Raw genomic sequence first — 12,711 nt, 5'->3', positions numbered from 1 at the left:
CGATGGAACATGAAATGACAATTGATGAAGCTGCAAAACGAGCAGAAGAACTACGATCTCGGTTAAATCGTTGGTCCAGAGAATATTATGTTGAAGATAAACCAACTGTCGAAGATTATGTTTATGATCAAGAATATGCTGAATTAGTAGCAATTGAAGAGCAATATCCTGATTTAATCACTTCGGATTCACCAACTCAGCGAGTAGGGGGGAAAGTTCTCAGTGGGTTTGAAAAAGTGACTCATGATATTCCGCTTTATAGTTTGAATGACGTATTTAGCAAAGACGAACTCTTTGCCTTTGATCAACGTGTCCAAAAAGCGATTGGTCGCCCTGTTGATTACTGCTGTGAGTTAAAAATTGATGGTTTATCGGTTTCCTTGCGCTATGAAAATGGCGAATTTGTTCGTGGTGCAACAAGAGGAGATGGGACGGTTGGCGAAAATATCACAGAAAATCTAAAAACAGTTCGTTCTGTCCCATTGAAGTTGAAAGATGCTATCAGTATCGAAGTCCGCGGCGAATGTTTTATGCCCAAAAAATCATTTGTGCAATTGAATCAAGCAAGAGAAGCAGAAGGAAAAGATATTTTTGCAAATCCTCGAAATGCAGCTGCAGGATCACTGAGACAACTGGACTCTAAAATTACTGCAAAACGTAATTTGGATACTTTTTTATATACGGTAGCGGATTTTGGACCGATGAAAGCAACAACCCAATATGATGCTTTAGAAGAATTAGAACAGATCGGTTTCCATACGAATCACGAAAAGCGTTTGTGTCATTCGATTGATGAAGTTTGGTCATTTATTGAAGAATACCATGAAAAACGAATGGACTTAACCTATGAAATTGATGGAATCGTCATCAAAGTGAATGAATTTTCTTTACAGGACCAATTAGGTTTTACTGTCAAAGCACCTCGTTGGGCAACAGCGTATAAATTCCCACCGGAAGAAGTAGAAACGAAGATCGAAGAAATCGAATGGACGGTTGGGCGGACTGGTGTTGTGACACCTACAGCGATTATGACTCCGGTACGAGTGGCTGGCACGACAGTTAGTCGAGCAAGTCTGCATAACGGTGATTACATCAAGTTAAAAGATATAAGGTTAAACGATATTGTTCGTATCTATAAAGCAGGAGATATTATCCCTGAAGTAGCACAAGTCGTGTTGGATCAACGACCTGCTGATAGCGAACCTTATGTTTTACCAACACATTGTCCGATCTGTCATAGTGAATTAGTTCATCTTGATGAAGAGGTTGCTCTTCGTTGTATCAATCCGAAGTGTCCAGCACAAATCAAAGAAGGATTGAATCATTTTGTTTCACGTAACGCCATGAATATCGATGGCCTAGGACCAAGAGTATTGGCACAGATGTATGATAAACAACTAGTTACAGATGTGGCTGATCTTTACAAGCTAACGGAAGAGGAATTGCTGACGTTAGATAAAATCAAAGAAAAATCAGCCAATAATATACTGACAGCGATCCACGATAGTAAGGATAATTCGGTCGAAAGATTGATATTTGGCTTAGGGATTCGCCACGTCGGCTCCAAGGCAGCGAAGATATTAGCAGAGCATTTTGGCGATCTGGAAACATTAAGTAAAAGTGACTTTGAATCGATCATTGCGCTAGACACGATTGGCGATACAATTGCTGATAGCGTAGTGACTTATTTCAGTAATGAAGAGGTCCATGACTTGATGTCCGAACTAAAACAAGCAGGTGTCAACTTTGAGTATAAAGGGATTCGTTCTTCACAGATTGAAACGATCGACTCACCTTTTAAAGAAAAAACAGTGGTTTTAACAGGGAAATTGACTCGTTTTACGCGTGAAGAAGCAAAAGAAACCATTGAAAATCTTGGAGGTAAGGTTACTGGCAGTGTGTCTAAGAAAACCGACATCGTGGTAGCAGGTGAAGACGCTGGTAGTAAGCTGACCAAAGCACAAGAACTAGGAATCGACGTATGGTCAGAAGAAAAAATGGCAGAAGCATTAGCTGACAGTCATTTTAATTAAGAAAATCTGATTTTTTTCAGACAAATTTCAAGAAACAATTTCAGATGGGAATCACTTATGTTAAAATAGAGAGCAAAGTTTTTAACTCGTTTAGAAAGAAGGGGTAGTATGGCGATCAGTGAAGAACAAGTAAAACACGTTGCCAAATTAGCAAAACTTGCGTTCGCAGATGAAGAACTTGCAAGTTTTACTGATCAATTAGGGAAAATCATTGATATGGTGGAAATGCTTGAGGAAGTTGATACAGAAGGTGTTCCATTTACATCAAATGTGGTTGAAACAGTGAACGTTATGCGACAAGACCGAGCAAGTGCTGGTTGGGATCGCGATGAATTGTTGAGAAATGTACCAGAAAAAGAAGATGGCTTTATCAAAGTGCCAGCAATTATTGACAATGGGGAGGCTGGCGCATAATGACAAAACTATATGATCTTTCTTTAGAAGAATTGCACGCATTATTGGTTTCTAAAGAAATCACTGCACAAGATTTAACAAGAGCAACCTTTGAGCGAATCAAAGAAACTGAGCCAGAGATTGAAGCTTTTATTACATTGAATGAAGAAAAAGCTCTGGCACAAGCCAAGGCGTTAGATGAAAAAGGAATTGACGAAAATAATGTCTTAGCTGGGATTCCAATTGGGATCAAAGACAATATCGTTACCAAAGATCTGTTGACGACTGCAGCTTCCAAAATTCTTTATAATTTTGATCCTATCTATGATGCTACTGTCATGGACAAAGTGTATCAAGCAGATATGATTCCAGTTGGTAAATTGAACATGGATGAGTTTGCGATGGGAGGAAGTACAGAAACTTCTTACTTTAAGAAAACAAAAAATGCTTGGGACCATTCGAAAGTTCCTGGTGGTTCTTCTGGTGGTTCGGCTGCTGCAGTCGCTGCTGGACAAATCCCAGTTTCCTTAGGTAGTGATACAGGCGGAAGTATTCGCCAACCAGCTTCATTTAATGGAATCGTGGGAATGAAACCTACCTACGGACGTGTGTCACGTTTTGGTTTGATCGCCTTTGCCTCATCACTAGATCAAATCGGGCCAATGACTCGCAACGTCAAAGATAATGCATTAGCTTTAACAGCAATCAGTGGCTATGATGAAAAAGATGGCACATCTTCTGGTGTTTCTGTTCCTAATTTTGCCGAAGGATTAACTGGCGACATCAAGGGGATGAAGATTGCTTTACCAAAAGAATATCTTGGCGAAGGAGTCGCTCCTGGCGTAAAAGAAAACATTTTGAAAGCGGCAGAAACTTTCCGTTCATTAGGCGCAACTGTAGAAGAAGTAAGTTTGCCACATTCAAAATATGGGGTAGCAGTCTACTATATCATTGCCTCATCAGAAGCAAGTTCCAACTTACAACGTTTTGATGGTATTCGTTTCGGTTACCGTTCAGAAAATGTGAAGAACTTAGAAGATGTATATGTGAATTCACGTACTGAAGGTTTTGGCGAAGAAGTCAAACGTCGGATCATGTTGGGAACATTCTCATTAAGTGCTGGATATTATGATGCTTACTTTAAAAAAGCGGGTCAAGTTCGAACATTGATCAAACGTGATTTTGAAAAAGTCTTTGCAGACTACGATTTGATCATCGGCCCATCTTCTCCAACAGTGGCATTTGGTATCGGTGAAAACATTAACGATCCAATCACGATGTACATGAGTGACATCTTAACAATTCCTGTTAACTTAGCTGGTTTACCTGGAATGTCAGTTCCTGCGGGATTATCTGAGAATATGCCGGTTGGTTTACAAATCATTGGTAATTATTTTGATGAAAAAACAATGTACCAAGCAGCCTATGCTTTTGAGCAAGCAACACAATTCCATAATCAAAAACCAGCAATTTTAGGAGGGAAAGGCGAATGAACTTTGAAACAATCATTGGGCTTGAAGTCCACGTTGAGTTAAAGACCAACTCAAAAATTTTCTCTCCAGCTCCTGCACATTTTGGAGCTGAACCAAACAGCAATACAAATGTGATCGACTGGGGATATCCTGGTGTTTTACCAGTAATGAATAAAGCAGCATTAGAATTTGGTATGCGAGCAGCACTCGCTTTGAACTGTGAAATTTCTAAAGACACACATTTTGATCGTAAAAATTATTTTTACCCAGATAATCCAAAAGCTTACCAAATCTCACAATTTGATCAACCCATTGGGCATGACGGTTGGATCGAGATCGAAGTTGAAGGTAAGAAAAAGAAAATACGGATCGAACGAGTTCACTTAGAAGAAGATGCTGGTAAGAACATGCATGGTATTGGTGGCTATTCTTACGTTGACTTAAACCGTCAAGGGACACCATTGATTGAGATCGTTTCTGAAGCTGATATGCGTTCACCAGAAGAAGCCTATGCTTATCTAGAAGCATTGCGTTCAATCATCCAATTTACTGAAGTTAGTGATGTGAAAATGGAAGAAGGTTCTATGCGCTGTGATGCCAATATTTCTTTACGACCTTATGGACAAGAAGAATTTGGAACAAAAGCAGAGTTGAAAAACTTAAACTCCCTTTCATTTGTTAAAAAAGGTCTAGCCTTTGAAGAAAAACGTCAAGCAAAAGTCTTACTTTCTGGTGGAGAAATCCAACAAGAGACACGACGTTTTGACGAAACAACTAATAAAACGATTTTGATGCGTGTCAAAGAAGGTTCTAGCGATTATCGTTATTTCCCTGAACCTGATATTCCTAAATTTGTGATTGACGATGAATGGATCCAAAAAGTGAAAGCAAGCTTGCCGGAAATGCCTGCCTCTCGTCGTCAACGTTATATCCAAGAATTAGGGTTACCAGAGTATGATGCAATGGTTCTAACTCTATCAAAAGAAATGTCTGACTTCTTTGAAGCGACTTTAGAGAATGGTGCGGATGCAAAACAGGCATCTAACTGGTTAATGGGTGAAGTATCTGCTTACTTGAACAGTGAGAAACTAGAATTAGCTCAAACGAACTTGACTCCTGAAAATCTAGCAGGCATGATTCGTCTGATTGCAGATGGTACGATTAGTTCTAAGATTGCGAAAAAAGTATTCCGAGAATTGATCACAAATGGTGGCGACGCACAAGATGTTGTTGAAAAAAATGGTTGGGTTCAGTTGTCTGATCCAAGCAAACTATTACCAATTATCAACGAAATCTTAGATAATAACCAACAATCAGTAGATGACTTCAAAAACGGAAAAGATCGTGCGGTTGGTTTCTTAGTAGGACAAATCATGAAAGCAACTAAAGGTCAAGCCAATCCAGGTGTCGTTAATAAACTGTTGCAAGAAGAATTAGCAAAACGCTAGGAGTAGATCATGAAAAAAGCTCGTGTTATTTATAATCCAACTTCTGGCAAAGAATTGTTGAAAAAAAATCTAGCGGATATCCTCCAAGCCTTGGAGGATTCTGGCTATGAAGCAAGTGCGTATGCGACAACACCAGAAAAAAATTCTGCCAAAAATGAAGCAAGAAGAGCAGCAGAAAATGGATTTGATCTGGTGGTAGCTGCGGGAGGCGATGGGACAATCAATGAGGTTGTTAACGGTATTGCACCGCTTGAGCATCGTCCTAAAATGGCGATTATCCCAGCAGGTACTACTAACGATTACGCACGTGCGTTAAAGATTCCACGGGATGATATCAAAGCCGCAGCTGAAGTTATCAAGAAGAATCAGACGGTTAAGATGGATATCGGTCAAACGGAAGATAGCTACTTTATCAACATCGCTGCGGGTGGTTATTTAACGGAGTTAACTTATGAAGTTCCTTCAGAACTAAAGAGTATTTTCGGCTATTTGGCATATTTAGCTAAAGGAGCAGAGATGCTGCCTCGAGTGAAACCAATCAAAATGCGCTTGAAATATGATGAAGGAGAATACATCGGGAATGCCTCTATGTTCTTTTTAGGACTCACTAATTCAGTCGGCGGGTTCGAAAAGATTGCTCCTGATGCCAAGCTAGACGATGGTAAATTTTCATTAATTATTGTCAAAACAGCGAATATTTTTGAAATTTTGCATATCGCAGCCTTGATGTTGAATGGTGGGCGCCATGTAGATGATTCTCGAGTGATTTATACGAAAACCAGCAGTTTGTATGTCGAAACAGAAGACGATATCAACCGACCGGTCATGATCAACTTAGACGGCGAATATGGTGGAAATGCACCTATGCACTTCCAAAACCTTCATCAACATATTGAATTTTATGCAAACATCGACCAAATTCCAGATGAAGCAATTACTGGTTCCGAAGAGGAGTTAGAAGAGGTCAGCAAAGAATTTGTCAAAGAAGTTGAGCGTTTGACTGATGAAGACATAGACGGTGACGGCAAGATTGCAGATAAAGAAAAATGACGTAAAGGGTGGGACAAATGATCGTTCCACCCTTTCGTATGATAAAAATTAATTCTTATTTATTGAAGATCATTATGTAACAGTATGTTATTTTTCTTTATTGAATCTAAAGCAGACGGACGAAAGATTGACAATTGGATCGTAAATGAAGTGAAGGCATCAAGTGAATAAATGGACTTGCCAAAAAAAGGCTCTATGTGCCTAAAAAAATGTCCTGAAGCAACCCGGTACCAAGTCCCTATCCAATAAAACACAAATGATCGTTTTTTGGATATGACCGTAGTACTAAAAGCAAAACTGCTTCAGTTACAAACCTAAATGAGGAGTTATTATGAAAGAGAAACTATCAGTTAAAAAAAATGAACGTTACACATTAGATATTATCGATTTAAGTTATGAAGGTATGGGCGTAGCTAAAATCGATGGCTATCCTTTGTTTATTGAAAATGCATTACCAGGTGAACGAGTGGAAGTGCTAGTAGTAAAAGCTGGGAATAAATTTGGTTATGGAAAAGTAGAAAAATGGCTAACCGAATCACCAGACCGTCAACCATTAAAGGATAATCGCCTTCTACGGACAGGAATTGCTCCTTTAGCACATTTAAACTATGAGCAACAATTACTTTTTAAACAAAAGCAAGTGGAAAATGTCATGAGCAAGATCGCAAAGATGCCAGAGGTTGACATTTTACCTACCATCCCAATGGAGAATCCTGTTGGCTATCGTAACAAAGCGCAGATTCCAGTGAGAAGAATGGATGGTCGTCTAGCAACTGGTTTTTATAAAAAGAATAGTCATGAACTAGTTGAAATCGAGGATTATTATATTCAAGATCCAGCAATCGATGAAGCCATCAAACGTGTGAGAGATATTTTGCAACGTTTCCAAGTACGTGGTTATAACGAGGCGAAAAATGAAGGACAGATCCGTCATATTATCATCAGAAGAGGTCATTACTCTCATGAAATGATGGTCGTTTTAGTTACACGAAAAGAAAAATTCTTTAAAGGTAAGGAAATTGCGTCTATTATTCATGAAGAATTGCCAGAAGTCGTTTCAGTCATTCAAAATATCAACGAAGAGAAAACTAACGTGATATTAGGCGATAAAGAGAAGGTTCTTTATGGTAGAAGTTATATTGAGGATCAACTATTGGGCAAAACTTACCGTATTTCCTCAAAATCATTCTATCAAGTGAATACTGAACAAACGGAAAAATTGTATCAAACAGCCATTGAATTTGCAGCGTTACAAAAAGAAGATACCGTCATTGATGCTTACTCTGGTATTGGAACGATCGGTTTATCTTTAGCTGATAAAGTTAAAGAGGTCTATGGCATGGAACTTGTTCCGGAAGCGATTGAAGATGCACAATTCAATGCATTAACAAACAAAATTGAAAATGCTCATTACGAAGTAGGTAAGGCAGAAACAGTCATGAAGAAATGGCAAGACAAAGGGATCAAACCATCTGTGATCGTTGTCGACCCGCCAAGAAAAGGATTAGATGCACGTTTTATTGCGTCAGCCATTGATATGGCACCTGCGAAATTAGTATATATCTCTTGCAATCCAGCAACTTTTGCCAGAGATGCAAAGTTATTTGCTGAGTCAGGCTACGAAGTGAAAAAAGTACAACCAGTCGATTTATTCCCACAAACACATCATGTGGAATTAGTGGCGCTATTAGCACCTAAGGGATAATTCAAACTTAGTGAATCATGTAAAAGAATCAGAAAACTAGAAAATGATAACGTAGCTGACAATCATGAAGAAAGGGGTACAAGATGGATACAAAGGAAAAAATGCTTGAATTGATCAAAAAGAAACAAGGCGGCGGACGTTCAAAAAAAATGGCTGAGCCTAAAAATGATCGACGGAATATGCGAAAAGGACCAAAAATCTATAATAAATAATTAAAAAGAATCAACACGAAACTAAAAATCGTGTTGATTCTTTTTTTGTTACTTGTTCAGCTAATGATCAATCATTGATTGGATAAGCTAATTTAAAAATGTATTGTTGTAGATCGAGCCATTCCTTTTTTGTAGGAAAATAAGAAAGTAAGAGTACTGGGCAAGGGCAGGTTGTACCTAGAAAATCATAATTGCAAACAACCAATGCAACCTCAGTTTCTAAAACCATCTTATGTGAAATAAATTTATTAGAGACAAAAAGAGGAACCACATTTTGTGGAAGCAATTGGCATACGAATCGAGTCAAATAGTCTTCTAATCCGGGTTCTCCTTGGAATGAAAATAAAATCGTCTGTTTTTTTTGGGTAGAGGAAGAGGTTAAATTGGCATAATGAATAATACTTAACGTTAAGGCGATATCTTGATAGTGGGTAACAGAAAAAGGTAATACATGTGTATACTTTTTTAAATAGTTCTGCCATTCTTTAAAAAGTTTTTTGACTTTCATAGGTACGCTGGTATGAAGTTCTAAAGTGATTCGCTCAAAATGAGAAGAGATTTTTGTCAGCAGACGCAGGTTGCTGAGATATCCTTTTAACTTTAGCAGGTCGACATTTGTGATAGTTGTAGAATTCTGTAATGGTCGTAAAAATGGTTCATACTGTTCTAAGGTTGGAATATCTTCTGGATAGCACAGATTCAAAGTTTTGTTAGCTGGGTAGTAAGAAACACAATGTAAGCGTATGAGGTAAGACCAAACAATTTCCTCCTCGGCTACTTGGGTAATACCAAATCTACTTTTAAAATACTTTTTAAAAACCGATTTAAACTGAATGAAACTTGTTCTTGCCTTAATTTCTTTACATAAGGACGGTTCGAGATGAATCATTTGTTTATTTAATAAGCGCTGTTTTAAAATATTCATCCATAAGTTGATGCGAAAATAATTTGTTGCGATTTGCGTTGTCGCTTCTTGGAGTTCTTCGTATGTATTGTTGATTGTTTGATAAGAATGATTGGTCGTAAATGTTTGTCTAAAACCATGGTAAAACTCAAATAAAAAGTAACGGATATCTGCTTCATTTCCTAATAAATCTAATTGTTTAGTCGATAAAGTAAGGCGATAAAATTTTAATTCTTTGTTAATATGGCGAATGGTCTTTCTCAAAACTGAATGCGAGAGATGAAACTGTTCGGTGGCAGTTTGGAATGAATGAATACGACCTCGGTAGATTTCGTCAATCAATTTATAAACAATTGTATCTTTAGCGATCTCCATGACAATGGAATCAATCGTTTTGAATGTAGACACCATCAATCGGTAACCGATCTTTTTATAATATTTGATGGTCATTCCCTTGGGAAGTAATTGTTGTAAAGAATCAATATCCGCGCGAAGTGTCGGTGCTGTTGTTTCAAGTTCTTTCACTAGTTTTTCAGTTGAAGAAATCGAATCACATTTATGTAAATAGTAAAGAATTCTTATCTGCCGCTGTAATTGCTTGTTATTTAATAATCTGAAAAATAGGTTATTCATTCTTATTCCTTCCCGACTTTAATTAAAAGCCGCGTAATTTATTTAGTGAAATCTTTTTTATTTTAACTTGAATAAACGATGAGCTCAATTTTTTTACTAATATTTTTTTTGAAAGAAAAAAATAGAAAACTTTTCCTTCAAGTAATCGTTGATTATATAAATAGCTTTTATTTTAAAAACATGGTGAATTTAGGGGGAAAATCAATGAACAAGAAAAAGTTAGTCAAATGTTCGTTAGCGATTTGGTTGGCGACACAATCTCTGCTTCATCCGTTTTCTTATTCTTATGCCGAAGAATGGAGTAAACCAGACGAAGAGCAAGTACAAACAGCAACTAGTTTAAACGAACCAGGAGGTAAAAACGATCTGGTCGAAAATCCATTAGAAACAATGATCCAGGAACCTGATGAAAATCAGCCAGAGTTAGAAGAGTCAATGACAGAAGTTCCGCAAGAAGAACTGGTAGAGGAATCAGAGAGCCTTGATCAACCAACTGAAAGTCAATCAGCTGTTGACTTAGATCAGGATCAATTGACGGAAAACACAGAACAAGAGGAGACACTTCTCAACACTGCCACACCTACAGAAGAATCCACCGATATTGCCAGTGGTGTTTTCGGAACTTGTTCTTGGCGAATCGATGCAGAAGGTACATTATATATTGGAGGAGGCACATTGGGAGAAACACCGGTTACGTTTTTTCCTCCTTGGTTCAACAGCTATCGATTTAAAATAAAAAAAATGGTATTCACTGGACCAACGATTGCTCCTAAAGAAACTCATCGCTTATTTTATGGATATAGTAATCTTTTGTCCATTGAGAATTTAGCTTATTTAGACGTAAGTCAAGTAACGGATATGACTTCCTTTTTTTCTGACTGTCGTGTACTAAATGGCGTTGATTTGTCAGGATGGGATACGTCAAATGTCACGAATATGTCTAATATGTTTTTTGAAGCATTTGACCAAACAGAGAATCTCATTCATCTTGATCTTTCAAGTTTCGATACAAGTAATGTAGTTGATATGAGTGGCATGTTCAGTCGATGTACCAAAGTACAATCAATCGATCTTTCTAGTTTTGATACGAGTAATGTTGTCAACATGAACAGAATGTTTTTTGCTTGTAATGAATTAATTACCTTAGATATCGCTCACTTTGATACATCAAATGTGGTTTATATGTCACGTTTATTCGCTGAATGTAAGAAGTTGCGCTATGTGGATGTCTCAAATTTCGATACATCAAGTGCGATTGATCTTTCAGTGATGTTTCGTTTGAATTATGAATTAGAGAGTGTGGACGTTTCTAATTTTGATACATCAAAGGTTGTTCATTTGCATTACATGTTTGATCAATGTCGCAAATTGAAAACGATCGCAGTGGAAGGTTTTGATACAAGTCAAGTAACATCCATGAATTATATGTTCAATGGCTGTAATAGTTTAACCTCTTTGGACGTTTCTAATTTTGACACCAGTCTAGTCCAAGCAATGAGATACATGTTTGCTAATTGTGAGTTACTAGAGACGATCGATGTGTCTAATTTCAATACAGAGTTTGTGAATTATCTGACATATATGTTCTTAAATTGTTCGAAAGTAAAAAAATTAGATCTTTCTTATTTTCAGTTTGAGGATCCCGTAGAAATGGCAGAAATGCTGGCTGGAACAACGAGCCTCAATGAATTGACTCTTGGTAAAGGCTATCGTTTTGTAGATTCAGCCAATCTTCCTGCTATTCCAGTAGAAGATGGAAACACTGGTTATTGGCAAAACGTTGGTTCTGGAACGGTTACGAACCCTGCAGGGGAATACGTGCTAACTTCAGAAGAATTGATGACGAACTATACAGGAGCGATGGCAGATACGTATGTTTGGCAGAAAGAGCCAAACTATGAATCAATTTTAGCCAAAGATTCGACGCTTTACCTTGGTGAAACCTGGGATCCACAGGATAATTTTATTTCAGCAACAGATAAGGAAGGAAATCCCCTTCCATTTGATATGAGTATGGTCAGTGGAACAGTGGATACCTCAGTAGCAGGAGTGACACCGATTACTTATACTAATGGTAGCGCTGCTCAAGTCATTCATGTAACAGTGAAAGAAAACCAGGAGAGCATTCAGGCCAAAGACTCAGTTATTTATGTGGGTGATCAATGGGATCCACAAGCTAATTTTGTTTCAGCTACTGATGAAGATGGGATGCCTCTAGCGTTCACTCCAAAAATGGTGGAAGGTTCGGTGGATAGCCAAAAAACGGGCGATTATTTTGTGACGTATACCAACGGAATAGCAAGTAAGACGATCAAAGTAACGGTCAAAGAGAACAAAGAAACACTCGTAGTTAAAGGTTCCACACTCTATGTAGGAGACAATTGGAATCCACAAGACAATTTTATTTCAGCCAATGATAAAGAAGGAAATCCCCTAACATTTGACCAGAAAATGGTTTCTGGTAAGGTGGATACGACAAAAGTTGGCGTTTATCCAGTGACCTATCAAAACGGTCATCAAAAGAAAACTGTTGAAATCCATGTGCTAGCTGAACCAACTAAAGAAAAACCAGATGCGGATACGAACCAATCGGGGGATAAAAAGCCAGTACCAGCAACGCCAAATGAGACAACGAATAACAACGATAAGAGAGATAAAAAAGACGAAGAAGATGAAAAAAATAAAAAAGATGAAAAAGATGATAAAGATGAAAAAGACGAACAAGAAGACAAAAAACTACCTACTACAGGTTATCAAAAATCAAGTCTTTCTATGATTGGCATGGCTTGCTTCTTACTTGGATTATACTTTGTTTACAAAAAAAAGATAAACGTTAAATAAAGCGTAAATCAACTAGTCAA

Annotated in this window: 9 protein-coding genes; 8 read left to right on the top strand and 1 reads right to left on the bottom strand. The window is 37.7% G+C overall.

Annotated elements, in window-relative coordinates; genetic code table 11:
• Window positions 1-2: 2 nt before the first annotated feature.
• The 7 genes from ligA (at window position 3) to IGL30_RS07295 (ending at window position 8,313) form a co-directional block, all read left to right on the top strand.
• Window positions 3-2,033, top strand: a complete 2,031-nt coding sequence (gene ligA, locus IGL30_RS07325) for an NAD-dependent DNA ligase LigA (protein WP_010718982.1) — start codon at window positions 3-5, stop codon at window positions 2,031-2,033.
• A 108-nt stretch (window positions 2,034-2,141) separates the two neighbouring features.
• A complete protein-coding gene (gatC, locus tag IGL30_RS07320; protein ID WP_010718983.1) occupies window positions 2,142-2,447 on the top strand; it encodes an Asp-tRNA(Asn)/Glu-tRNA(Gln) amidotransferase subunit GatC in 306 nt (101 codons plus the stop codon).
• Entirely contained in the window at window positions 2,447-3,919 is a 1,473-nt protein-coding gene (gene gatA / locus IGL30_RS07315) for an Asp-tRNA(Asn)/Glu-tRNA(Gln) amidotransferase subunit GatA (RefSeq protein ID WP_010718984.1), read from the top strand. The genes gatC and gatA overlap by 1 nt, the downstream gene beginning before the upstream one ends.
• Window positions 3,916-5,346 (top strand): Asp-tRNA(Asn)/Glu-tRNA(Gln) amidotransferase subunit GatB, encoded by a 1,431-nt coding sequence (gene gatB, locus IGL30_RS07310; RefSeq protein ID WP_053766786.1) that lies wholly within the window; start codon window positions 3,916-3,918, stop codon window positions 5,344-5,346. Before gatA ends, gatB begins: the two co-directional genes overlap by 4 nt.
• Window positions 5,347-5,355: 9 nt before the next feature.
• A complete protein-coding gene (locus IGL30_RS07305; protein ID WP_010718986.1) occupies window positions 5,356-6,396 on the top strand; it encodes a diacylglycerol kinase in 1,041 nt (346 codons plus the stop codon).
• 331 nt (window positions 6,397-6,727) lie between these two features.
• Window positions 6,728-8,101: a 23S rRNA (uracil(1939)-C(5))-methyltransferase RlmD gene (gene rlmD / locus IGL30_RS07300; protein WP_088744890.1), complete on the top strand. Its 1,374-nt coding sequence runs from the start codon at window positions 6,728-6,730 to the stop codon at window positions 8,099-8,101.
• An 83-nt stretch (window positions 8,102-8,184) separates the two neighbouring features.
• Window positions 8,185-8,313 (top strand): hypothetical protein, encoded by a 129-nt coding sequence (locus IGL30_RS07295; protein ID WP_010718988.1) that lies wholly within the window; start codon window positions 8,185-8,187, stop codon window positions 8,311-8,313.
• A 67-nt stretch (window positions 8,314-8,380) separates the two neighbouring features.
• Here IGL30_RS07295 and IGL30_RS07290 read toward each other — a convergent pair whose 3' ends face one another.
• A complete protein-coding gene (locus tag IGL30_RS07290; protein ID WP_088744889.1) occupies window positions 8,381-9,850 on the bottom strand; it encodes a helix-turn-helix domain-containing protein in 1,470 nt (489 codons plus the stop codon).
• A 204-nt stretch (window positions 9,851-10,054) separates the two neighbouring features.
• Between IGL30_RS07290 and IGL30_RS07285 the strand changes: the two genes are divergently transcribed.
• Window positions 10,055-12,691 carry a bacterial Ig-like domain-containing protein gene (locus IGL30_RS07285; RefSeq protein ID WP_123874721.1) on the top strand — a complete coding sequence of 879 codons (2,637 nt, stop codon included), beginning with the start codon at window positions 10,055-10,057 and terminating at the stop codon, window positions 12,689-12,691.
• The last annotated feature ends 20 nt before the right edge of the window (window positions 12,692-12,711 follow it).

Source organism: Enterococcus sp. DIV1089c (assembly GCF_050530965.1).
Taxonomy (GTDB): Bacteria; Bacillota; Bacilli; order Lactobacillales; family Enterococcaceae; genus Enterococcus_B; species Enterococcus_B hirae.
The sequence above is the reverse complement of the archived record's forward strand: the minus strand, read 5'-3'. Positions and strand labels throughout refer to the sequence as shown.

Bases quoted from the DNA above. Each gene is read 5' to 3' on its own strand.
- gatC (WP_010718983.1), top strand. From the start codon at position 2,142: ATGGCGATCAGTGAAGAACAAGTAAAACACGTTGCCAAATTAGCAAAA.
- ligA (WP_010718982.1), top strand. From the start codon at position 3: ATGGAACATGAAATGACAATTGATGAAGCTGCAAAACGAGCAGAAGAA.
- IGL30_RS07295 (WP_010718988.1), top strand. From the start codon at position 8,185: ATGGATACAAAGGAAAAAATGCTTGAATTGATCAAAAAGAAACAAGGC.
- IGL30_RS07290 (WP_088744889.1), bottom strand. From the start codon at position 9,850: ATGAATAACCTATTTTTCAGATTATTAAATAACAAGCAATTACAGCGG.
- gatB (WP_053766786.1), top strand. From the start codon at position 3,916: ATGAACTTTGAAACAATCATTGGGCTTGAAGTCCACGTTGAGTTAAAG.
- gatA (WP_010718984.1), top strand. From the start codon at position 2,447: ATGACAAAACTATATGATCTTTCTTTAGAAGAATTGCACGCATTATTG.
- IGL30_RS07285 (WP_123874721.1), top strand. From the start codon at position 10,055: ATGAACAAGAAAAAGTTAGTCAAATGTTCGTTAGCGATTTGGTTGGCG.
- rlmD (WP_088744890.1), top strand. From the start codon at position 6,728: ATGAAAGAGAAACTATCAGTTAAAAAAAATGAACGTTACACATTAGAT.
- IGL30_RS07305 (WP_010718986.1), top strand. From the start codon at position 5,356: ATGAAAAAAGCTCGTGTTATTTATAATCCAACTTCTGGCAAAGAATTG.